This is a genomic window from Methylobacterium sp. B1 (assembly GCF_000333255.1).
In the GTDB taxonomy this organism is placed as follows: domain Bacteria; phylum Pseudomonadota; class Alphaproteobacteria; order Rhizobiales; family Beijerinckiaceae; genus Methylobacterium; species Methylobacterium fujisawaense.
Map to the genome: position 1 here is coordinate 1 of NZ_BACT01000245.1, position 21,831 is coordinate 21,831.

21 protein-coding genes and 1 tRNA gene are annotated in these 21,831 nt (G+C 67.3%); 14 read left to right on the forward strand and 8 right to left on the reverse strand.

The window, feature by feature from the left end; all coding sequences use genetic code 11:
- From rpsN to I53_RS06840, 8 genes are all read right to left on the reverse strand, one after another.
- A partial coding sequence (rpsN, locus tag I53_RS06805) for a 30S ribosomal protein S14 (protein ID WP_043348259.1) occupies nt 1–259 on the reverse strand: 259 nt, incomplete at its 3' end.
- A gap of 40 nt (nt 260–299) precedes the next feature.
- Complete coding sequence (gene rplE, locus I53_RS06810; RefSeq protein ID WP_043348261.1) at nt 300–866, reverse strand: 50S ribosomal protein L5; 567 nt, start codon at nt 864–866, stop codon at nt 300–302.
- Nucleotides 859–1,173, reverse strand: a complete 315-nt coding sequence (gene rplX / locus I53_RS06815; protein ID WP_012319178.1) for a 50S ribosomal protein L24 — start codon at nt 1,171–1,173, stop codon at nt 859–861. Before rplX ends, rplE begins: the two co-directional genes overlap by 8 nt.
- Complete coding sequence (gene rplN / locus I53_RS06820) at nt 1,173–1,541, reverse strand: 50S ribosomal protein L14 (protein ID WP_010686182.1); 369 nt, start codon at nt 1,539–1,541, stop codon at nt 1,173–1,175. The genes rplX and rplN overlap by 1 nt, the downstream gene beginning before the upstream one ends.
- A gap of 445 nt (nt 1,542–1,986) precedes the next feature.
- Nucleotides 1,987–2,364 carry a hypothetical protein gene (locus tag I53_RS06825; protein ID WP_043348264.1) on the reverse strand — a complete coding sequence of 126 codons (378 nt, stop codon included), beginning with the start codon at nt 2,362–2,364 and terminating at the stop codon, nt 1,987–1,989.
- A gap of 394 nt (nt 2,365–2,758) precedes the next feature.
- The gene (locus I53_RS06830; RefSeq protein ID WP_043348267.1) at nt 2,759–3,454 is read right to left on the reverse strand and encodes an amino acid ABC transporter permease; all 696 of its coding nucleotides are present in this window, start codon (nt 3,452–3,454) and stop codon (nt 2,759–2,761) included.
- Entirely contained in the window at nt 3,451–4,188 is a 738-nt protein-coding gene (locus tag I53_RS06835) for an amino acid ABC transporter permease (protein WP_043348270.1), read from the reverse strand. The genes I53_RS06830 and I53_RS06835 overlap by 4 nt, the downstream gene beginning before the upstream one ends.
- Nucleotides 4,189–4,207: 19 nt before the next feature.
- Nucleotides 4,208–5,011, reverse strand: a complete 804-nt coding sequence (locus I53_RS06840) for an ABC transporter substrate-binding protein (protein ID WP_043348271.1) — start codon at nt 5,009–5,011, stop codon at nt 4,208–4,210.
- A 720-nt stretch (nt 5,012–5,731) separates the two neighbouring features.
- On the opposite strand from I53_RS06840, the gene rpsL reads away from it, so the two are divergent.
- The 14 genes from rpsL (at nt 5,732) to rpoB (ending at nt 21,708) form a co-directional block, all read left to right on the forward strand.
- Entirely contained in the window at nt 5,732–6,103 is a 372-nt protein-coding gene (rpsL, locus tag I53_RS06845; RefSeq protein ID WP_007557568.1) for a 30S ribosomal protein S12, read from the forward strand.
- Between the two features lie 128 nt (nt 6,104–6,231).
- Complete coding sequence (gene rpsG / locus I53_RS06850) at nt 6,232–6,702, forward strand: 30S ribosomal protein S7 (RefSeq protein WP_007557567.1); 471 nt, start codon at nt 6,232–6,234, stop codon at nt 6,700–6,702.
- 30 nt (nt 6,703–6,732) lie between these two features.
- Nucleotides 6,733–8,808: an elongation factor G gene (fusA, locus tag I53_RS06855; protein WP_043348274.1), complete on the forward strand. Its 2,076-nt coding sequence runs from the start codon at nt 6,733–6,735 to the stop codon at nt 8,806–8,808.
- A 58-nt stretch (nt 8,809–8,866) separates the two neighbouring features.
- Nucleotides 8,867–10,057 carry an elongation factor Tu gene (gene tuf, locus I53_RS06860; RefSeq protein ID WP_043348276.1) on the forward strand — a complete coding sequence of 397 codons (1,191 nt, stop codon included), beginning with the start codon at nt 8,867–8,869 and terminating at the stop codon, nt 10,055–10,057.
- 324 nt (nt 10,058–10,381) lie between these two features.
- Nucleotides 10,382–11,152, forward strand: a complete 771-nt coding sequence (locus I53_RS06865; protein ID WP_148291086.1) for a hypothetical protein — start codon at nt 10,382–10,384, stop codon at nt 11,150–11,152.
- Between the two features lie 64 nt (nt 11,153–11,216).
- Nucleotides 11,217–11,293: transfer RNA gene (locus I53_RS06870), tRNA-Trp, on the forward strand.
- A gap of 182 nt (nt 11,294–11,475) precedes the next feature.
- Nucleotides 11,476–11,772 carry a preprotein translocase subunit SecE gene (gene secE, locus I53_RS06875; RefSeq protein ID WP_043348282.1) on the forward strand — a complete coding sequence of 99 codons (297 nt, stop codon included), beginning with the start codon at nt 11,476–11,478 and terminating at the stop codon, nt 11,770–11,772.
- 73 nt (nt 11,773–11,845) lie between these two features.
- Nucleotides 11,846–12,379, forward strand: a complete 534-nt coding sequence (nusG, locus tag I53_RS06880) for a transcription termination/antitermination protein NusG (protein WP_012320778.1) — start codon at nt 11,846–11,848, stop codon at nt 12,377–12,379.
- Between the two features lie 217 nt (nt 12,380–12,596).
- Nucleotides 12,597–13,046, forward strand: a complete 450-nt coding sequence (gene rplK, locus I53_RS06885; RefSeq protein WP_043348285.1) for a 50S ribosomal protein L11 — start codon at nt 12,597–12,599, stop codon at nt 13,044–13,046.
- Between the two features lie 11 nt (nt 13,047–13,057).
- Complete coding sequence (gene rplA / locus I53_RS06890; protein ID WP_043348287.1) at nt 13,058–13,756, forward strand: 50S ribosomal protein L1; 699 nt, start codon at nt 13,058–13,060, stop codon at nt 13,754–13,756.
- A gap of 476 nt (nt 13,757–14,232) precedes the next feature.
- Nucleotides 14,233–15,876: a B12-binding domain-containing radical SAM protein gene (locus I53_RS06895; protein ID WP_043348289.1), complete on the forward strand. Its 1,644-nt coding sequence runs from the start codon at nt 14,233–14,235 to the stop codon at nt 15,874–15,876.
- Between the two features lie 516 nt (nt 15,877–16,392).
- Nucleotides 16,393–16,911, forward strand: coding sequence for a 50S ribosomal protein L10 (gene rplJ, locus I53_RS06900; protein ID WP_043348291.1), 519 nt, complete (start codon nt 16,393–16,395; stop codon nt 16,909–16,911).
- 48 nt (nt 16,912–16,959) lie between these two features.
- A complete protein-coding gene (rplL, locus tag I53_RS06905) occupies nt 16,960–17,337 on the forward strand; it encodes a 50S ribosomal protein L7/L12 (RefSeq protein ID WP_012320773.1) in 378 nt (125 codons plus the stop codon).
- Between the two features lie 246 nt (nt 17,338–17,583).
- Complete coding sequence (gene rpoB, locus I53_RS06910) at nt 17,584–21,708, forward strand: DNA-directed RNA polymerase subunit beta (RefSeq protein ID WP_043348294.1); 4,125 nt, start codon at nt 17,584–17,586, stop codon at nt 21,706–21,708.
- Nucleotides 21,709–21,831 lie beyond the last annotated feature (123 nt).

A 21,831-nucleotide genomic window follows, 5' to 3' on the forward strand; every position in this document is an offset into this window, starting at 1 on the left:
GCTCGCGCAGCGCAACGCGCGAGATGCCCATCTTGCGGTAATAGGCGCGCGGGCGGCCGGTCATGCCGCAGCGATTGCGGATGCGGGTGGCCGACGAGTTGCGCGGCAGTTCCGCGAGCTTGAGGCGCGCCTCGAAGCGCTCCTCCATCTCGAGGGCTTCGTTGTTGGCGATCTCGAGGAGCGCCTTCCGCTTGGCCGCGAAGCGCTTCACCAGCGCCTTGCGAGCCTCATTCTTCTCGACTGAGCTTTTCTTCGACATGTGGTCTATCTCCGGTGTCCGCGTCTGAAGCCCGAGAGCTTCACTGCCGGAACGGGAACTTGAAGGCGGCGAGCAGGGCCTTGGCCTCGGCATCGGTCTTGGCGGTGGTCGCCACGACGATGTCCATGCCCCAGGTCTGCTCGGCCTTGTCGTAGGAGATCTCCGGGAACACGAGGTGCTCCTTGAGACCGAGGGCGTAGTTGCCGCGGCCGTCGAACGAGCGCGGGTTCAGGCCGCGGAAGTCACGCACGCGCGGCAGCGCGATGGTGATCAGCCGGTCCATGAACTCGTACATGCGCTGCTTGCGCAGGGTCACCTTGCAGCCGATCGGCATGCCTTCGCGGACCTTGAAGGTCGCGATGGCCTTGCGGGCCCGGGTGATGACCGGCTTCTGGCCGGCGATCAGGGCGAGGTCGCCCGCCGCCACCGAGGCCTTCTTCGAGTCCGCGGTGGACTCGCCGACGCCCATGTTGATCACGATCTTGGTGATCTGCGGCACTTCCATGGGGTTCTTGTAGCCGAACTCCTCGATCAGCTTCTGGCGAACCACCTCGTCGTAGTGCTTGCGCAGGCGCGGGGTGTAGGCGTTCTTGTCGGCCTCAGCCATCGATCTGATCCCCCGTGGTCTTGGCGAACCGGACCTTGCGCCCGTCTTCGAGGATGCGGAAACCCACGCGGGTCGGCTTGCCGTTGGCATCCGCGACCGCGATGTTCGAGAGCTGGATGGCGGCCTCCTTGGAGATGATGCCGCCTTCCTGGTTCTGGGTCTGCTTCTGGTGCTTCTTGACCAGGTTGATGCCGCGCACGAAGGCCCGGCCTTCCTTCGGCAGAACCTGGATCACCTCGCCCGACCGGCCCGAATCGCGGCCGGTGAGCACGACGACCTTGTCGCCCTTCTTGATCTTGGCAGCCATTACAGCACCTCCGGAGCCAGGGAGATGATCTTCATGTGGTTGCGGGCGCGGAGCTCGCGCGGAACCGGTCCGAAGATACGGGTGCCGATCGGCTCCTTCTGATTGTTGATCAGGACCGCGGCGTTCTTGTCGAAGCGGATGACCGAACCGTCGGCACGCTTCACGTCCTTGGCGGTGCGGACGACGACCGCCTTCATGACGTCGCCCTTCTTGACGCGACCGCGCGGGATCGCCTCCTTGACGGAGACGACGATCACGTCGCCCACGCCGGCATACTTGCGCTTCGACCCGCCGAGAACCTTGATGCACATCACACGGCGTGCACCCGAGTTGTCGGCGACGTCCAGATTCGTTTGCATCTGGATCACGTGCGTGACTCCTTGTTTCAGGCGGGTTTCCGCACACGGACGGTATTGCCCGGCGGACGACGCCTGATGGGGACCTGATGTCCCCGGCTCATGTGTTCGACCGCGCTGGCGGTGTCGCAAGGACACCGGCGCGGTCACCGCGTTCACAGGGTGCGAGCACCCATCGGAATGTCGCGAAGGCCGGGCGGATACTACGGGCCGCCCCGGATGGCAAGCGGAGCGGCGCGAAATCGTCGGCGGCGCATGGCTGGATTGACCCGATGCACGGCCTGGTTCCAGCCGGCGCCCGTCAAGAGGCCGCGTCGCATGGGGATCGTCGGCGCGCCCCGATTCGGCCTCGCGCGCACGACTCGCTGCGGATCTGTCGTGCGGGCCGGCGTGCCTCTCAAAATGCGACGACCGGCGCGCCTCTCGGCGCACCGGTCGCTGAGCGCTCGGGCGGGTCTCAGGCGGGCTGGCCGCCTGATTCGAACAGGAAGCCGTCGAGGCTCGGGATCGTCACCGACGCGCCGCTCGCGGGCTTCGACAGGCGCCAGGGCCGCTCCGAGCGGGCGCGGATCGCTTCGGAGGGGCGGAGCCGCCGCATGAGACCGTCCTCGCCGACCTCCTCGATCGCCAGGAATCCGTAGACCTGAAGCCGGGAGGCCGTCAGTTTCGTCCCGCGATCCTCGGCGGCGACGACCATGCTGCCGGTGGCGTAGACGGCATCGAGCAGGGACCGCTGCTCGCTGCGCCGGCGGCTGCGTGCCTCCCACTCGCCCGGTGCCTGGGCGGGAATGGCCCGCCGGAACGGAACGACGTTGCTGACCGCGACGCAACCCATACGCAAAACCCTTGACGCAGACCCGCGGCGGCACGCAGGCCGCCCGTTGATCGCGACAATTCGACGGATCGCTTTAATTCTCCGTAGACCCTGCCGGCGCCCCCCTGCCCCGATCCGGTACGTCCCCTTCGGCAACCCGGCAGGATTTGCCGGCTTGCCCGCGTCCGGGGCGGGGTCCTCACGGCGGCCGCACCGGCCATCAACGGGCCTCCTCTCATCTCCGCCGGATGGCTTCGGCCCCTCTGGGCTGCCTCTCCCCCCCAAGGCGGAGTGGGACGCATCGCGCGACGGTTTCGGCAGGAGACCGTTTCATCGCCGGCCGAATCCGAGGTCGCGGCCATCGTTCGATCCGGCACGACGGGCGACCCAGGGGCCTGCTCCGGTCAGGATGGCCTCAGCCGAGATGTGCCGTCGGTCGCGAGCGGCGCCGCACGAGCCGCGCGGCGAGCCTGTCGAGGGCGACGCACAGGCCCGCGTAGAGGGCGCCGACGAACAGGAAGATCTCGGCCGGGTAGACCATGGTGCGGTTGTTCACCTGGGTGGCCACGAAGGACAACTCGGGCACGCCGATCACGTAGGCGAGCGAGGTGTCCTTGATGAGCGCGGTCCATTGATTGACGAAGGACGGCACCATGGCCCTGAGCGCCTGTGGCAGGATGATGAAGCGCAGCACCGGCCAGAGGCCGAAGCCGAGGGCGAGGCCCGCCTCCCACTGGCCGTGGCCGATGCTCTCGATCCCGGCCGCCACCCCGTACGAGAGATAGGCCCCGCCGACGAGCGCCAGGGTCGCCGCCACGGTGCCGATCTCCGGAATCGACACGCCGAACAGGATCGGCAGCAGGAAGTAGCTCCAGAAGATCAGCATCACGATCGGCACGGCGCGGAAGACGCCGAGCCCGATGGTCAGAGCGACGCGGGACGGCCCCGCGCTCATCGCCAGGGCGATGCCCAGGACGAGACCCAGCAGGGCCGAGGCGAGGCCGGACAGGCCGGAGAGGATCAGCGTCAGCGCCAGCCCGCCGACCGGGCCTCTGGGCCAGGCGCCGAGCAGCAGGTAGCCGAGATTGTCGGTGATGATCGCAGGATTCATCGGCGCGGTCCCGGAGCCGCGGCGCGGCGGGCCACCGCCTGCCCCGCCGCCTCGACCAGGGCGACCGCGCCCGCATAGAGCAGCGTCGCGATGCCGAAGGCCTGGAAGGTCTTGAACGTCTCGGTCTCCACCTGCCGGGACGCGTAGGACAGCTCCGCGAGGCCGATCGTCATGGTGAGGGCGGTGTTCTTGATCGTGTTGAGGTACTGGCCGACGATCGGCAGCCAGGCGACGCGCAGGGCCTGTGGCAGGACGATGTGGCGGAAGGTCTGGACCGGCGTCAGGCCAAGGGCGATGGCCGCCTCCCGCTGGCCGGGGCGGACACCGTTGACGCCTGCCCGGCCCTCCTCGGCGATATAGGCGCCCGCATAGACGGTGAGGCCGAAGAACCCGGCCAGGGTCTCGTAGGCCGGCCAATCCACGGCGCCGAATCCCAGATCGAGGGCGTGCGGCGTGTTCAGCCAGGTTGTCGCGCCGCTCGGCAACAGGGCTGCGCCCACGAAGTACCAGACGAAGAGCTGCACCAGCAGCGGCGTGTTCCGGACGATCCCGACGAAGCCGGCCACTGCCCGCCCGGCCGCGGCGCCGCCCGCTTCCCGCAGGCAGCACGCCGCGAGACCCACCCCGGTGCCGGCGAGACACACGGCCGCCGAGAGGGCCAGGGTGAGCTCGAAGCCTTGGATCAGCCAGACGAGGTAGCGAGGCGCCAACAGGTCGCCGAAGAGCTGGCCCATCTCCGTCGCCCGGCCTCGGCTAGTTGCGGTCGCCGATTCGGAACAGGCGCGGCAGCGGCTGCTCGGTGTTCGGGCCGAACCAGCGATCGTAGATCTGTGCCGCCTTGCCGCGCGCCTCCAACTCGCGCAGCGCCTCGTTCACGAGATCCCGAAGCCGGCCCTCCCCCTTCGGGATGCCGACGCCGATATAGTCGTTGGAGATGCTGAAGGGCGGGATCTCGTAATTCTGGCGGTCCGGCACCTTCGCCAGCAGCCCGACGAGCTTCGGCCCGTCCTGCGTGATCGCCTGGACGTTGCCGTTGCGCAGGGCGGTGAAGGCGAAGGGCGTGTCATCGAAGGCGACCACCGTCGCCTTCGGGAAGTCCCGGCGCAGCACGATCTCGTTGGTGGTGCCCCTGTCGACGCCGATGCGCAGGCCGTTGAGCTGATCGGGGGACGACAGGGTGCCCTTCTTGGTCAAGAACTGCTGGCCGGACGCGAAGTAGGGGATGCTGAAGTCGAGTTGCTTGCCCCGCTCCTCCGTGATCGTGAAGTTCGCCAGGACCAGATCGACTTTGCCGGAGATCAGCAGCGGGATCCGATTCGCCGGGTTGGTGGGACGCAGTTCGACCTTTACGCCGAGCTTGTCGGCGATGGCCTGGGCGTAATCGACATCGAGTCCGGCAATCTGCAGGGTCCCGCGATCAACGAAGCCGAAGGGCGGATTGCTGTCGAAGACGGCCACCCGGAGAACGCCGGCCTTCCGGATGTCGTCGAGCCTGTCGGCCTGAGCTGCACCCACCGAACAAAGGATTGCCAGGGCGAGAGCGAAGAGGCGGCGCACGCGAATCTCCGTTGAACAGGGCGGTGACAAAAACTCGGGCCGTTCACGGACGACGAAAGTTCTTCGGTGCCGGGTGCAAGATGATCTCCGGTCCGGAGAAGACGATCGGAGCGGTCTGTCCCGAGCCTCCGCATCATTCTCTGAAAGCCGCAATCCGATCAACGGACCAGATTTCCGTTTTTCACCGGGTCATCAGCACAGCGTGCTGGGGAAGCGTGGAGAAAGGCGGTGGATGTTCTTCTTGCGCCGGCAGGACGACTCGCGTGACCTTGCCCGGGTTCTGCCGCGGGTTGATGCCATTCCGGATCGAGCGCGGGGGCGGCCGTGGTTGACGGTCCGGTGATGCGGTGAGGGTCATGTCCGCGCGGACGGGGATTCCGCGCCTTGACCGATCCTTAACCTCCGGCGCGATGCAGTTTTCTGCCGCCACCGCATTGACCTGCGGGACAACCGCGGCTAGAAGCGCGCCACTTCGGACGGCCATCGGCTGCCGACGGCCCTTGGGCATACCCCCTTGACGCCGCCGCCATCGCCCCGCGCGCTCCGAGGGTTCAAATCGCCTGACGCTTAAGTCAGATCCGTAGGTATGAGCGCGTTCGTTTCGGGCGTGCTCCTCTGCCCACACCGCGCCGAGGGTCCGTGACAGGCCCTCCGGCGCATATTCGTTTTGCGGACTGCCCTGTGCAGTCCGGCCTAGGTGACCGAGGAAGAGGGCACAGGATGCCGACGATCAACCAGCTGATCGCCCAGCCGCGGAAGATCCAGCGGAGCCGCAACAAGGTTCCGGCGCTCGACGCTTGCCCGCAGAAGCGCGGCGTCTGCACCCGCGTCTACACGACGACCCCGAAGAAGCCGAACTCGGCGCTTCGTAAGGTCGCCAAGGTGCGCCTCACCAACGGCTTCGAGGTGATCGGCTACATCCCGGGTGAGGGTCACAACCTTCAGGAGCACTCCGTGGTGATGATCCGCGGCGGCCGCGTGAAGGATCTTCCGGGCGTGCGCTACCACATCCTGCGCGGCGTGCTCGACACGCAGGGCGTGAAGAACCGCAAGCAGCGCCGGTCGAAGTACGGCGCCAAGCGTCCGAAGTAAGTCGGATGCCCGGATTTTTCCCGGGCGCCGGTCTGCGTTTCCACGGCCTCGCAAGGATGTCGCCGGCCTTTCGGCTCAGGCGGCCTGCGCGGGGTGCTTAAGATCTTTTCGTTCGAGAGTTCCAGAAGATGTCCCGTCGTCACTCTGCCGAGAAGCGTGAGATCATCCCGGACCCGAAGTACGGGGACGTGGTGCTGACGAAGTTCATGAACTCCATCATGTACGAGGGCAAGAAGTCGACCGCCGAGCGGATCGTCTACGGTGCCTTCGACATCGTCGAGAACCGCGCCCGCGCCAACCCGATCGAGGTGTTCCGCGCCGCCCTCGACAACGTCGCCCCGATGATTGAGGTCCGCTCTCGCCGCGTCGGCGGCGCGACCTACCAGGTCCCCGTCGAGGTGCGCACCGAGCGTCGCCAGGCCCTCGCCATCCGTTGGCTGATCCAGGCGGCCCGTTCGCGCAACGACCGGACCATGATCGAGCGGCTCTCCGCCGAGTTGCTCGACGCCGCCAACAACCGCGGCAACGCCGTCAAGAAGCGGGAAGACACGCACCGGATGGCGGAAGCCAACCGCGCCTTCTCGCACTACCGCTGGTAAGCGGTTCCGCCGTCTCTCAGGAGCAATTCGATGCCCCGCACGCACGCGATCGAGGACTACCGCAACTTCGGCATCATGGCCCACATTGATGCCGGCAAGACCACGACGACCGAGCGGATCCTCTACTACACCGGAAAGTCCCATAAGATCGGCGAGGTCCATGAGGGCGCCGCCACCATGGACTGGATGGCGCAGGAGCAGGAGCGTGGCATCACGATCACCTCGGCTGCGACGACCTGCTTCTGGCGCGACAAGCGCCTGAACATCATCGACACCCCCGGCCACGTCGACTTCACCATCGAGGTCGAGCGCTCCCTGCGCGTGCTCGACGGCGCCGTGTGCGTGCTCGACGGCAACCAGGGCGTCGAGCCGCAGACCGAGACCGTGTGGCGTCAGGCCGACAAGTACGACGTGCCGCGCGTCGTGTTCGTCAACAAGATGGACAAGATCGGCGCCGACTTCTTCAAGTGCGTCGCCGACATCATCGACCGCGTCGCCGGCAAGCCCGTCTGCCTGCAGCTGCCGATCGGTGCCGAGTCCAGCTTCCAGGGCGTGATCGACCTCATCAAGATGAAGGCGATCGTCTGGACGGGAGAGGCGCTCGGCGCCAACTTCGACGAGACCGAGATCCCGGCCGACCTGAAGGATCAGGCTGTCGAGTACCGCACCAAGCTGGTCGAGGCCTGCGTCGAGCTCGACGACGAGGCGATGTCCGCCTACCTCGACGGCAGCGAGCCCGACGAGGCGACCATGCGCCGCCTGGTGCGCAAGGCCGTGCAGCTGCGCGCCTTCCACCCGGTGCTGTGCGGCTCGGCCTTCAAGAACAAGGGCGTGCAGCCGCTCCTCGACGCCGTCGTGGACTACCTGCCCTCCCCGGCCGATCGCGGCGAGATCAAGGGCATCGACTTCAAGACCGAGGAAGAGACCGTCCGTCACCCGACGGATTCGGATCCCTTCTCCATGCTCGCCTTCAAGATCATGGACGATCCCCACGTCGGCACGATCACCTTCTGCCGCGTGTATTCGGGCAAGGTCGAGACCAGCGCCAACGTGCTGAACTCGTCGCGCGACAAGAAGGAGCGCGTCGGCCGCATGCTCCTGATGCACGCCAACAACCGTGAGGACATCAAGGAGGCCTTCGCGGGCGACATCGTCGCCCTGGCCGGCCTCAAGGATACCCGCACGGGCGACACCCTCTGCGATCCGCAGAAGGCCGTGATCCTCGAGAAGATGGAGTTCCCCGAGCCCGTCATCGAGATCGCCGTCGAGCCGAAGTCGAAGGCCGATCAGGAGAAGCTCGGCATCGCGCTCTCGAAGCTCGCCGCCGAGGATCCGTCCTTCCGCGTGTCCACGGACCAGGAATCCGGCCAGACCATCCTCCGGGGGATGGGCGAGCTCCACCTGGACATCAAGGTCGACATCCTGCGCCGCACCTACAAGGTCGACGCGAATATCGGCCAGCCGCAGGTGGCCTACCGCGAGAAGCTGACCCGCCGTCAGGAGATCGACTACACGCACAAGAAGCAGACCGGCGGTACCGGCCAGTTTGCCCGCGTGAAGTTCGTGGTCGAGCCGAACGAGCCGGGCGCCGGCTTCCAGTTCGAGTCGAAGATCGTCGGCGGCGCGGTGCCGAAGGAGTACATCCCCGGCGTCGAGAAGGGCCTGAACTCGGTCCTGGGTGCGGGCGTCCTCGCCGGCTTCCCGGTGGTCGACGTGAAGGTCGAGCTGATCGACGGCGCCTACCACGACGTCGACTCCTCGGCGCTGGCCTTCGAGATCGCGTCCCGTGCAGCCCTCCGTGAGGCCCTGCAGAAGGGCGGCTCGGTCCTGCTCGAGCCGGTGATGAAGGTCGAGGTCGTCTCGCCGGAAGAGTACACCGGCTCGGTCATCGGCGACCTGAACTCCCGCCGCGGCCAGATCCAGGGTCAGGACATGCGCGGCAACGCCAACGTCATCAACGCGATGGTGCCGCTGGCCAACATGTTCGGCTACGTGAACAACCTGCGCTCCATGTCGCAGGGCCGGGCGAACTTCACCATGCAGTTCGACCACTACGAAGAGGTGCCGCGCGGCGAGGCCGACAAGGTCATCGCCAAGTACGCCTAAGGCTTCGGCCTGAGGCATCTCTTCTTCCGCAACGCGAATTCGAATCTAGGAGGCTCTGATGGGCAAGGAAAAGTTCTCCCGCACCAAGCCGCACTGCAACATTGGCACGATTGGTCACGTTGACCACGGCAAGACGTCGTTGACGGCGGCGATCACGAAGGTTCTGGCGGAGACGGGCGGGGCGACGTTCACGGCCTACGACCAGATCGACAAGGCTCCGGAGGAGAAGGCGCGCGGGATCACGATCTCGACGGCGCACGTGGAGTACGAGACGCAGAACCGTCACTACGCGCACGTGGATTGCCCCGGGCACGCCGACTACGTGAAGAACATGATCACGGGCGCGGCGCAGATGGACGGCGCGATCCTGGTGGTTTCGGCGGCCGACGGCCCGATGCCGCAGACCCGCGAGCACATCCTTCTGGCGCGCCAGGTCGGCGTTCCGGCGCTGGTGGTGTTCCTCAACAAGGTCGACATGGTTGACGACGAGGAGCTCCTGGAGCTGGTCGAGCTGGAGGTGCGCGAGCTCCTGTCGAAGTACGACTTCCCCGGCGACGACATCCCGATCACCAAGGGCTCTGCGCTGATGGCGCTTGAGGACAAGGAGCCGAAGATCGGCAAGGAGGCGGTGCTGGCGCTGATGGCGACGGTGGATGCCTACATCCCGCAGCCGGAGCGTCCGATCGACCTGCCGTTCCTGATGCCGATCGAGGACGTGTTCTCGATCTCGGGCCGCGGCACGGTGGTGACGGGACGCGTCGAGCGCGGCATCGTCAAGGTCGGCGAGACGGTGGAGATCGTCGGCATCCGCGACACGCAGACCACGACGGTCACGGGCGTGGAGATGTTCCGCAAGCTGCTCGACCAGGGCCAGGCGGGCGACAACGTCGGCGTGCTGCTGCGCGGCACGAAGCGCGAGGACGTGGAGCGCGGCCAGGTCGTGTGCAAGCCGGGTTCGGTGAAGCCGCACGCCAAGTTCAAGGCCGAGGCCTACATCCTGACCAAGGAAGAGGGCGGCCGCCACACGCCGTTCTTCACCAACTACCGGCCGCAGTTCTACTTCCGCACCACCGACGTGACCGGGATCGTGACGCTGCCCGAGGGCACCGAGATGGTGATGCCGGGCGACAACGTGACCATGGACGTGGCGCTGATCGTGCCGGTGGCCATGGAGGAGAAGCTGCGCTTCGCCATCCGCGAGGGCGGCCGCACCGTCGGTGCCGGCGTCGTCGCCGCCATCAACGATTGAGCTCGAGCAGGGCCGGCGCGTCGCGACAGACGACGCGCCGGCCCTGCGCCGTCAGCCGGCGGATGGTCCGTGGTCATCTCTAGACCACGGGGGTGCGTCAGGGCTCAAGCCATCGACTTCGATGTGACTCGCGCCGGCCTCCGTCTTGACGGGGTGCCGGCGTTATTTTGTCTTGTCTCCGCCTTGTCTTGGGGGAGACTCGGATGTTCGGAGATTCCGCGCGGTGGGCCGCGCGATTGCTGGCGCTGATCTGTGCCGGCTCCGTGTTCCTGCCGGTCGGCGCGCGGGCAGAACGACCTGAGCGACGGCCGCTTTCGCGACGCGGTGATCAAGCAGATCCGGATCCATCGACCGGACGTGGCGATCGACCTCAATGCCGATCCGGCGCAGCTCGGCATCGGCACCCAGACGCTCGATCTCACCAACCTCCACCAGCATGTCCGCGGCCTCACCGAGGCCGAGCGCCGGCGGGAGGTCGACGAATTCCTCGGCCTCGCCTTCGCCAAGGCCGGCCCTGCGCCGGAGCCGGCGGATTTCGCGGCGATCAAGGGCCGCCTGCGCGTGCAGCTGGTGCCGGATGAGATCCTTCAGCAGAACCCGCAGCTCGCGCATCGCCGGTTCTCCGAGACGCTGAACGTCGTCTACGTGCTCGACGAGCCCAGGCGCTACCAGTACGTCACCCGCGAGATGATCGCCGGCTGGCACGTCGATCCTGCCGTGGTGGAAGCCACGGCGGTGCGGAACCTCGCGGGGGCCTCCAAGGATGTGCCGTTCCAGCTCGTCGTCGCGGACCGCACGCCCGTCGCCGCCCTCGCCAGGGAAGACGACAATTACGCCCTCGCGCGTTTGCTCGTGCCGGACTGGCTCGAGGAGATCCGCAAGGCGCTGAAGGCCGACGGCATCACGCTGACCGGGCCGACCCGCAATCTGCTCATGGCGTGGCCCGCCGACAGCCCTGCGCGGCGCGAGCTGGCCGCAGAGGCCACCACGCAGATGCGCGCCGGCCCCTACGGCCGCAGCGACGAGCTGTTCCGCTTCGACCGGGGCGGGCTACGGCCCCTGACCGCCGCCGAGCGGGCGGATCACGGCCGGTGATGCGCGGCGATCGGCGGCGAACCTCTTGCAAGCCGCGCCGCGATGAGGCATTGGGCGGTGCGCTAGGAGTGTAGCTCAACTGGTCAGAGCGCCGGTCTCCAAAACCGGAGGTTGCGGGTTCGAGTCCCTCCACTCCTGCCAGACATTCAGCCCGATCCCGCGCGGTGGCCCGGTCGACAAGCCGGGGGAGTTGCGCTAGAGCGGGCGCAATCCGAGATCTGAAGCGACCGTCGGTGCGGGCCCATCCGGGTCCTCGGCGCCGACATTCGCATTCCCGGATGCGGTCTCTGCCTCGGGGCCGAACACGCACAGATACTGGCGCCATGGCATCGAACGAAGCGACCAAGAAGGTGGACCTGGTGCGCGGCGCAGCCCGCGGTCCCGCGAATCCGCCGCCGGCCCGGCCGGCGACGCCGAACCGGGCGCCGCAGAAGCGTGCCACGCCGGGCGAGTTCATCGCGCAGGTTCGCGACGAGGCCCGCAAGGTCACGTGGCCGACCCGCCGGGAGACCACGATCACGACGATCATGGTCTTCGTGATGGTCGTGGCCGCGAGCCTGTTCTTCACGGTCGTGGATCAGGCCCTGCGCTTCCTGGTCGGCCTGATTTTGGGCGTCTGAGTCGGAGGCGTACGAGGGCGGCTCGCCGCCGATCGGGGGAGACCCCGCGGACTTGTCGGAGTTGAACGGAACCGTGTCGAAGCGCTGGTACATCGTCCACGCCTACTCGAACTTCGAGAACAAGGTCGCCCAGTCCATCAAGGATCAGGCGGCTCAGCGCGGGCTGACCGAGCTGTTCGACGAGGTGATGGTCCCGACCGAGAAGGTCGTGGAGGTCCGCCGCGGCCGGAAGGTCGATGCCGAGCGTAAGTTCTTCCCCGGCTACGTGCTGGTGAAGTGCGACCTCACCGACGAGGTCTACCACCTCATCAAGAACACCCCGAAGGTCACGGGCTTCCTCGGCGCCGACAAGTCGAAGCCGGTTCCGATCCCCGACGCCGAGGCCGAGCGGATCAAGGGCCAGGTCGCCGAGGGCGTCGACCGGCCGAAGCCCTCGATCTCCTTCGAGATCGGCGAGACCGTCCGGGTCGCCGACGGTCCGTTCGCCAGCTTCAACGGCACCGTCGAGGAGATCGACGACGCCCGCTCCCGCCTCAAGGTGGCCGTGTCGATCTTCGGCCGCGCGACGCCGGTGGAGCTCGAATACGCCCAGGTCGAGAAGGCCTGAGCCTCCTGATTTCGGTGGCCCTGAGGCCGCCGCGTCCTTCCGGCCGTCGCTGTGCGGCGGCCGCGAACTTGCCCCATCCTCCTGAGGCTGGGGCATCATCCGCGGGAGATCCGCCCGGCCTCGCCTCCGGGATCCACGGCTCGCACCGCGACCTGCAACCGTCCGACCCGCCGCGCTTCAGGCCGCGTGGGGGCGGATTCTCATTGGGAGCAGTCCCATGGCGAAGAAGATCACGGGCTACGTGAAGCTTCAGGTCCCGGCCGGCGCCGCCAACCCGTCGCCGCCGATCGGTCCCGCGCTCGGTCAGCGCGGCCTCAACATCATGGAATTCTGCAAGGCCTTCAACGCGAAGACCGCGCAGATGGAGAAGGGCACCCCGATCCCGGTGATCATCACCGCGTATCAGGATCGGTCCTTCACCTTCGAGATGAAGCAGCCCCCGGTCACCTTCTTCCTGAAGAAGGCCGTCGGCCTGAAGCTCGGCAAGAAGCCGGCCTCCGGCTCGAAGACCCCGGGCAAGGGCCCGACCGTCGGCAAGATCTCCGAGGCGCAGCTGCGCGAGATCGCCGAGAAGAAGATGCCCGACCTCAACTGCGACTCGATCGAGTCGGCCGTTGCCATGATCCGCGGCTCCGCCCGGGCCATGGGCCTCGAAGTGACGGCCTGAGGGAGGATAGCATGGCTAAGGAAGGCAAGCGCATCCGCGCCGCCCGCGAGGGCATCGAGGTCACCAAGCTCTATCCCCTCGACGAGGCGATCAAGCTGGTGAAGGAGCGGGCGACCGCGAAGTTCGACGAGACCGTCGAGGTTTCCATGAATCTCGGCGTCGATCCCCGCCACGCCGACCAGATGGTCCGCGGCGTCTGCAACCTGCCGAACGGCTCCGGCCGGACGGTGCGCGTGGCGGTCTTCGCCCGCGGCGCCAAGGCGGACGACGCCAAGGCCGCCGGTGCCGACATCGTCGGCGCCGAGGACCTGCTGGAGATCGTGCAGAGCGGCAAGATCGAGTTCGATCGCTGCATCGCGACCCCGGACATGATGCCGCTGGTCGGCCGTCTCGGTAAGGTGCTGGGCCCGCGCGGCCTGATGCCGAACCCGAAGGTCGGCACCGTCACCATGGACGTGAAGGGCGCCGTCGCCGGCGCCAAGGGCGGCTCGGTGGAGTTCCGCGTCGAGAAGGCCGGCATCGTCCATGCCGGCGTCGGCAAGGTCTCGTTCGATGCCGACAAGCTCGTCGAGAACATCAAGGCCTTCGCGGACGCCGTCGCCAAGGCGAAGCCCGCGGGCGCCAAGGGCACCTACGTCCAGCGCATCGCCGTCACCTCGACGATGGGCCCGGGCGTGAAGGTCGAGCCGAACACGGTTCTGACCGCCTGAGGCAAGGCATAGCGTCTACGCTGCGGAGCGCCCGGCCGGAAACGGCCGGGCGTTTTCCGTTGCGGGCATGCGGACCGAGCCGCCGTCCCGCCGCGACAGTCTGGCGAGCCGCCGGACGGCACGCTCGACGCGGGCTCGGCGACCGATCCGGCGCATCGCGTGGGTACCTTGCCGGGAAACGCCCCGGATTACGGCGTGACCATGCTGGTCCCGTCCGAGGCCCGTCGGCGGATCTGATCGGCGGGGCCGAATCGCGGCGATTCTCGTGCTGGATCCCGGGTCGCATATCGCTGACGCGCCCTGTGCCCGGGAAGGGCCGGTGAGAAATAAACCCGTACCCCTTTTCCGGACGGTTGAAGCGGATCCTATCCGGAACCCGGCACGCGACAGGCCGCGACAGCGGCGCCGTTCTCCTTCACGCCATTCTTAACGGCAGAGGGGGCGCCAACGGGCGCGGCTGTGCTAGATAGGCCGACATGCGATGCACCCTGACGGTCACCTCCAAGCGACGCATCCTGTGCGTCTTTCCCGCCTACACGCCGTCCTTCGGGACGTTCTCCCACGCCTACCCGCTGATGGGCGGGGTGAAGGCGTTCATGCCGCCGCAGGGGCTGCTGCTGATCGCGGCCTACATGCCGGAGGCGTGGGAATGCAGATTCATCGATGAGAATATCCGCCGCGCGAGCCCGGCCGAGTTCGCCTGGGCCGACGCGGTGTTCGTTTCTGGCATGCACATCCAGGAACCGCAGATCCACGACATCCGCGACCGTGCCCGGGCCGCCGGCAAGGTCACGGTCCTGGGCGGTCCCTCGGTCTCCGGCGCGCCGGAGAAATACGGCGACTTCGACTATCTCCATGTCGGCGAGATCGGCGACGCCACCGACCAGCTCGTCGCGCGCCTCGACGCCGATGTCGCGCCGCCGCCCGCCCAGGTGGTGCTGGAGACGAAGGACCGGCTCGCGCTCGCCGACTTCCCGGCCCCGGCCTACGACCACGCACCGCTCAAGCGCTATCTGATCGGCTCGCTGCAATTCTCCTCGGGCTGCCCCTATCGCTGCGAGTTCTGCGACATCCCGCAGCTCTATGGCCGCCAGCCGCGGCTCAAGAGCCCCGAGCAGATGTGCGCCGAGCTCGACGCCATCATCAGCCAGCCCGGCCATCCGGCCGTCGTGTACTTCGTCGACGACAATTTCATCGCCAACCGCAAGGCGACCCGCGAGATGCTGCCGCACCTCGTGGCGTGGCAGAAGAAGAACAACTACCCGCTCCAGTTCGCCTGCGAGGCGACGCTGAACATGGCCAAGCAGCCCGAGATCCTCGAGCTGATGCGGCAGGCGAACTTCATGACGGTGTTCGTCGGCATCGAGACCCCGGAGGCCGAGGCCCTCAAGGGCATCGACAAGACCCACAACGCCGCCGTCCCGATGTACGAGGCGATCGAGACCCTCAATTCCTACGGGCTGGAGGTGACCTCGGGCATTATCCTGGGCCTCGATTCCGACACCGACAAATCCGAGCAGAACCTGATCGACTTCATCGACCGCTCGGCCATTCCCGTGCTGACCATCAACCTGCTTCAGGCCCTGCCCAAGACCCCACTCTGGGACCGGCTGGAACGCGAGGGCCGGCTCGTCCATGATGCGGCATTGGAATCGAACGTGCTGTTCAAGCGCCCGCACGACACCGTGGTGGGCAGCTGGCGCCGGGCCATCGCGCACGCCTATACGCCGGAGAAGATCTTCGAGCGCTTCAAGCACCAATGCGCGGTGACCTACCCGAACCGCATCACCACGCCGACCGCCGGCAAGCTGACCTTCACCAATCTCCGCCGGGGCCTGATCCTGGGGTTCAACATCATCACCCGGGTCGGGATCTTTTCCGATTACCGCAAGCCGTTCTGGAGTGCGGCCGGCTACGCGCTGAAGCGCGGGCAGATCGAGGCGGTGTTCAACATGGGCTTCGTGGCCCACCACCTGATCCGCTTCACCCGCGAGGCCCTGCGCGGCGAGCACAACGCCTCCTTCTACGCCGCCAAGGCCGCGGAGGCGAAGGCGGCCCGCGACCGGAGCTGGTGGGAATCGGCCCGGCGCAGGCTGGCGCCGGAACGCGAGGCCGCGTGAGGCGGGTTGCCGGTCAGGCCCGGAGATTCCGCAGCAAGTCCTTGCCTGCGGCGGAAAAGTCGCGCTTCAGCCCTTGGCAGGCGGCTTGCTAGGCTCTATACACCGCGCCTCACGCATTTCATCCTCACGGAAGGAGACGGCCGATCGGCCGGTTTCCGCTCGAAATGTCGCCCGGGCAACCGGGTGGCAAAGGCCGGACGGATCCCAGGGGCGACGAGCCCCGCGGAGCCTTGTCCGGCCATGTCCTGTCCGAGACTGCAGGTGCCGGCTCGCCGGCTTAATCCCCCAAGCCTGCACAGACGGGGAAGACCGAATTCGAAAAGCCTCGCCCAGGCCTCGGCCGCGGAGGGGTGTCGGTTTGAACCAACTCGCCCGAGGCGGCCTTCAGGGGCACGCGCGGGGACAGGGCCGCGAAGCGTCGTTCGGACGTTCCCGGTCTCTTGGCCGAGATGACGTCCGGGCGGCATGTGCAACCGGCGGACCCGAGATCGGGTTCCGCCAACCGGAGAGAGCCCAGTGGACCGGACAGCTAAAGCTGATCTCGTCTCGACGCTCAACGGCGTGTTCAGTGAGAGCGCCGTTGTCGTCGTGGCCCACTACAAGGGCCTCACGGTCGCCGACATGCAGAAGCTGCGTTCGCAGATGAAGCAGGCTGGCGCCACCGTGAAGGTCGCCAAGAACAGCCTCGCCGGCATCGCACTCGATGGCACGGACGTCGCCTCCATCAAGCCGCTCCTGAAGGGCCCGACCCTGCTCGCCTATTCCGGCGACCCGGTCGCAGCCGCGAAGGTCGCGGTCGATTTCGCCAAGGCCAACGACAAGCTCGTGATCCTCGGCGGCGCGATGGGGAAGACCGCCCTGAACCCGGACGGCGTGAAGGCCCTCGCCTCGCTCCCGTCCCTCGACGAACTGCGCGCCAAGATCGTGGGCCTCGTGCAGGCTCCCGCGACGAAGATCGCTCAGGTCGTCAACGCGCCGGCGGCCAAGCTCGCCCGCGTGTTCGGGGCCTATGCCAAGAAGGACGAGGCCGCCTGAGGCCCTTCAAAAACCATCCGTTCGAACCGATATTGAGAGGAATTCAAAATGGCTGATCTCGCCAAGCTCGTCGACGACCTGTCCTCGCTGACCGTGCTCGAGGCCGCTGACCTGGCCAAGATGCTCGAAGAGAAGTGGGGCGTCTCGGCCGCCGCTGCCGTCGCCGTTGCCGCCGGCCCGGCTGCCGGTGGCGCCGCCGCCGCCGTCGAGGAGCAGACCGAGTTCACGGTCGTCCTGGCCTCGGCCGGCGACAAGAAGATCGAGGTCATCAAGGAGGTCCGCGCGATCACCGGCCTCGGCCTCAAGGAAGCCAAGGACCTCGTCGAGGGCGCGCCGAAGCCGGTCAAGGAAGGCGTTGCCAAGGACGAGGCCGAGAAGCTCAAGGCCCAGCTCGAGAAGGCCGGCGCCAAGATCGAGCTCAAGTAAGTCGACGATGGGCCGGTCCCGGCCCATCACCCCACGGAGGTCCGCTTCGGGCCTGTCGTGACCGGAGCCCGCGGGTGCAACACCCGCGGGCTTTAGGCCGCTTCGGCGGATGGTCCCGGAAGGGACCGGCGAGAAGTTTCGGTTCGGTGGCGCTGCCCGGCGGGGCGCGCGTCGCGGCCCGGTGCGGGAGGTCCCTTTCGGGAGCGCTTCCCCGGGCGAGAGGTACGCGGGTAGGAGCGAGGTCACATGGCCAACACGCTGGTCGGTCGCAAGCGCATTCGGAAGTTCTTCGGCAAGATCAAGGAAGTTGCCGAGATGCCGAACCTCATCGAGGTTCAGAAGGCGTCCTACGACCAGTTCCTGATGGTCGACGAGCCCGAGGGTGGGCGCGCCGACGAGGGGCTGCAGAGCGTGTTCAAGTCGGTGTTCCCGATTTCCGACTTCGCTTCCACGGCCCTGCTCGAGTTCGTGCGCTACACCTTCGAGGCGCCCAAGTACGATGTCGACGAGTGCCGCCAGCGCGGCATCACCTTCGCGGCCCCGCTGAAGGTCACGCTGCGCCTCATCGTGTTCGATGTCGATCCCGACACGCAGGCGAAGTCGGTCAAGGACATCAAGGAGCAGGACGTCTACATGGGCGACATGCCCCTGATGACGGAGAACGGCACCTTCATCGTCAACGGCACCGAGCGCGTGATCGTCTCGCAGATGCACCGCTCGCCGGGCGTGTTCTTCGACCACGACAAGGGCAAGACCCATTCCTCGGGCAAGCTCCTGTTCGCCGCCCGCATCATCCCGTACCGGGGCTCCTGGCTCGACGTCGAGTTCGACGCCAAGGACATCGTCCACGTCCGCATCGACCGGAAGCGCAAGCTGCCGGCGACGTCGCTGCTCTATGCCCTCGGCCTCGACGGCGAGGAGATCCTGTCGACCTTCTACAACAAGGTCGTCTATGACCGCGACGGCGCCGACTGGCGCGTGCCCTTCGACGCCGAGCGCATGAAGGGCATGAAGGCCACCGTCGACCTGATCGACGCCGATTCCGGCGAGGTCGTGCTCGAGGCCGGCAAGAAGCTCAACGCCCGCAACGCCCGTCAGATCACCGACAAGGGCACCAAATTCCTCAAGGCCACCGACGAGGATCTCGTCGGCCAGTACGTGGCCGAGGATCTCGTCAACGCGCAGACCGGCGAGATCTGGGCCGAGGCCGGCGAGGAGATCACCGACAAGCTCCTGAAGAGCCTGGATGATGTCGGCATCACCGAGCTCCCGGTGCTCGACATCGACCACGTCAATGTCGGCCCCTACATTCGCAACACGCTGGCGGTGGACAAGAACTCCAACCGCGAGGGCGCGCTGTTCGACATCTACCGGGTCATGCGCCCGGGCGAGCCGCCGACCCTCGAGACCGCCGAGGCGATGTTCCACTCGCTGTTCTTCGACTCCGAGCGGTACGACCTCTCGGCCGTCGGCCGCGTGAAGATGAACATGCGCCTCGACCTCGACGCCGCCGACACCGTGCGCACCCTCCGCAAGGAGGACATGCTCGCGGTTGTGAAGGCGCTCGTGGAGCTGCGCGACGGCAAGGGCGAGGTCGACGACATCGACCACCTCGGCAACCGCCGCGTCCGCTCGGTGGGCGAGCTCATGGAGAACCAGTACCGCCTGGGCCTCCTGCGCATGGAGCGCGCGATCCGCGAGCGCATGAGCCAGGTCGATATCGACACGGTCATGCCGCAAGATCTCATCAACGCGAAGCCCGCCGCCGCGGCCGTGCGCGAGTTCTTCGGCTCGTCGCAGCTCTCGCAGTTCATGGACCAGACCAACCCGCTCTCCGAGGTGACGCACAAGCGCCGCCTGTCGGCGCTCGGCCCGGGCGGTCTGACCCGCGAGCGCGCCGCTTTCGAGGTGCGCGACGTGCACCCGACCCATTACGGCCGCATCTGCCCGATCGAGACGCCGGAAGGCCCGAACATCGGCCTGATCAACTCGCTCGCCACCTTCGCGCGGGTGAACAAGTACGGCTTCATCGAGACCCCGTTCCGCCGCGTCCGCGACGGCGTGGTCACCGACGAGGTCGCCTACCTCTCGGCCATGGAGGAGGCGAAGTACTACGTCGCTCAGGCCAACGCCCAGATGGACGAGGCCCGCAAGCTCACGGAGGACCTCGTGGTCTGCCGTCGGGCCGGCGAGGTGATCGTCGTGGGGCCCGAGCGCGTCGATCTCATGGACGTGTCGCCGAAGCAGCTCGTCTCGGTCGCCGCGGCGCTGATCCCGTTCCTTGAGAACGACGACGCCAATCGCGCCCTCATGGGCTCGAACATGCAGCGCCAGGCGGTGCCGCTCGTCCGCGCCGACGCCCCGTTCGTGGGCACCGGCATGGAGGCGGTGGTCGCCCGGGATTCCGGCGCCGCCATCGCGGCCCGCCGGGCCGGCATCATCGATCAGGTGGACGCCACCCGTATCGTCATCCGCGCCACCGAGGAGGCCGACGCCAACAAGCCCGGCGTCGACATCTACCGCTTGCAGAAGTTCCAGCGCTCCAACCAGTCGACCTGCATCACGCAGAAGCCGCTGGTCCGCGTCGGCGAGTTCGTGAAGAAGGGCGAGATCATCGCCGACGGTCCCTCGACCGAGTTCGGCGAGCTGGCGCTCGGCCGGAACGTGCTCGTCGCGTTCATGCCGTGGAACGGCTACAACTTCGAAGACTCGATCTTGCTCTCCGAGCGGATCGTGAAGGATGACGTGTTCACCTCGATCCACATCGAGGAGTTCGAGGTGATGGCCCGCGACACCAAGCTCGGGCCGGAAGAGATCACCCGCGACATCCCGAACGTCTCCGAGGAGGCGCTCAAGAACCTCGACGAGGCCGGCATCGTCTATATCGGTGCCGAGGTGAATGCGGGCGACATCCTCGTCGGCAAGATCACCCCGAAGGGCGAGAGCCCGATGACGCCGGAGGAGAAGCTCCTCCGCGCCATCTTCGGCGAGAAGGCCTCGGACGTGCGCGACACCTCCCTGCGGGTGCCGCCGGGCGTCACCGGCACGATCGTCGAGGTGCGGGTGTTCAACCGCCACGGCGTCGACAAGGACGAGCGCGCCCAGGCGATCGAGCGCGAGGAGATCGAGCGGCTCGCCAAGGACCGCGACGACGAGCAGGCGATCCTCGACCGCAACACCTACGCGCGCCTCGCGGACGTGCTGATCGGCCAGGCGCCGGTGGCCGGCCCGAAGGGCTTCCGGAAGGACACGACGCTCACCCGCGAGCTGATCAACGACTACCCGCGTTCGCAGTGGTGGCAGTTCGCCGTCATCGACGACCGTCTCATGACCGAGATGGAGGCGATGCAGAAGCAATACGACGAGTCGAAGAAGCGCCTCGAGCAGCGCTTCCTCGACAAGGTCGAGAAGCTGCAGCGCGGCGACGAGCTGCCCCCCGGCGTCATGAAGATGGTCAAGGTCTTCGTGGCGGTGAAGCGCAAGATCCAGCCGGGCGACAAGATGGCCGGCCGTCACGGCAACAAGGGTGTCGTGTCGCGGATCGTGCCGATCGAGGACATGCCGTTCCTGGAGGACGGGACGCATGCCGACATCGTGCTCAACCCGCTGGGCGTGCCCTCGCGCATGAACGTCGGCCAGATCCTGGAGACGCATCTGGGCTGGGCGGCTGCGGGCCTGGGTCGCAAGGTGTCGAAGGCGGTGGATGCCTATCTGAAGTCGCAGGACATCGCGCCGCTGCGGGAGGAGATGAAGGCGATCTACTCCCCGGGCGAGCTCGACGGGCTGACGGACGAGGAGCTGGCCGAGGCCGGCAACAACGTCCGCCGTGGCGTGCCGATGGCCACGCCGGTGTTCAACGGCGCCAAGGAAGCCGACATCGAGCAGATGCTGGAGATGGCCGGGCTGGACCGCTCGGCGCAGTCGACGCTCTACGACGGGCGGACCGGCGAGCCCTTCGACCGCAAGGTCACGATGGGCTACATCTACATGCTGAAGCTCCACCACCTCGTGGACGACAAGATCCACGCGCGCTCGATCGGCCCGTACTCGCTCGTCACCCAGCAGCCGCTGGGCGGCAAGGCGCAGTTCGGCGGCCAGCGCTTCGGTGAGATGGAGGTCTGGGCGCTGGAGGCCTACGGCGCGGCCTACACGCTGCAGGAGATGCTCACGGTGAAGTCGGACGACGTGGCCGGCCGCACCAAGGTCTACGAGGCGATCGTCCGCGGCGACGACACCTTCGAGGCCGGCATCCCCGAGAGCTTCAACGTGCTCGTCAAGGAGATGCGCTCGCTCGGCCTCAACGTCGAGCTGACGTCTTCGAAGAAGGCCGCGAACGATCAGCTGGAGCCGCCGGCCGACGCGGCCGAGTAGAGCCAGTCACAAACACCTCCCGTGGCGGCGGATCCCGCCGCCACGGTCGAGCGGGGAGGGGAGGGGCCTTCCGAGTTCGACGACGGTGAGCAGCGCCCGTGCGGGGTGCGGCGCCGGATCTTT

Bases quoted from the DNA above. Each gene is read 5' to 3' on its own strand.
- rplE (WP_043348261.1), bottom strand. From the start codon at position 866: ATGGCTGAGGCCGACAAGAACGCCTACACCCCGCGCCTGCGCAAGCAC.
- rplX (WP_012319178.1), bottom strand. From the start codon at position 1,173: ATGGCTGCCAAGATCAAGAAGGGCGACAAGGTCGTCGTGCTCACCGGC.
- I53_RS06825 (WP_043348264.1), bottom strand. From the start codon at position 2,364: ATGGGTTGCGTCGCGGTCAGCAACGTCGTTCCGTTCCGGCGGGCCATT.
- I53_RS06830 (WP_043348267.1), bottom strand. From the start codon at position 3,454: ATGAATCCTGCGATCATCACCGACAATCTCGGCTACCTGCTGCTCGGC.
- I53_RS06835 (WP_043348270.1), bottom strand. From the start codon at position 4,188: ATGGGCCAGCTCTTCGGCGACCTGTTGGCGCCTCGCTACCTCGTCTGG.
- rpsL (WP_007557568.1), top strand. From the start codon at position 5,732: ATGCCGACGATCAACCAGCTGATCGCCCAGCCGCGGAAGATCCAGCGG.
- rpsG (WP_007557567.1), top strand. From the start codon at position 6,232: ATGTCCCGTCGTCACTCTGCCGAGAAGCGTGAGATCATCCCGGACCCG.
- fusA (WP_043348274.1), top strand. From the start codon at position 6,733: ATGCCCCGCACGCACGCGATCGAGGACTACCGCAACTTCGGCATCATG.
- tuf (WP_043348276.1), top strand. From the start codon at position 8,867: ATGGGCAAGGAAAAGTTCTCCCGCACCAAGCCGCACTGCAACATTGGC.
- secE (WP_043348282.1), top strand. From the start codon at position 11,476: ATGGCATCGAACGAAGCGACCAAGAAGGTGGACCTGGTGCGCGGCGCA.
- rplK (WP_043348285.1), top strand. From the start codon at position 12,597: ATGGCGAAGAAGATCACGGGCTACGTGAAGCTTCAGGTCCCGGCCGGC.
- rplA (WP_043348287.1), top strand. From the start codon at position 13,058: ATGGCTAAGGAAGGCAAGCGCATCCGCGCCGCCCGCGAGGGCATCGAG.
- I53_RS06895 (WP_043348289.1), top strand. From the start codon at position 14,233: ATGCGATGCACCCTGACGGTCACCTCCAAGCGACGCATCCTGTGCGTC.
- rplL (WP_012320773.1), top strand. From the start codon at position 16,960: ATGGCTGATCTCGCCAAGCTCGTCGACGACCTGTCCTCGCTGACCGTG.
- rpoB (WP_043348294.1), top strand. From the start codon at position 17,584: ATGGCCAACACGCTGGTCGGTCGCAAGCGCATTCGGAAGTTCTTCGGC.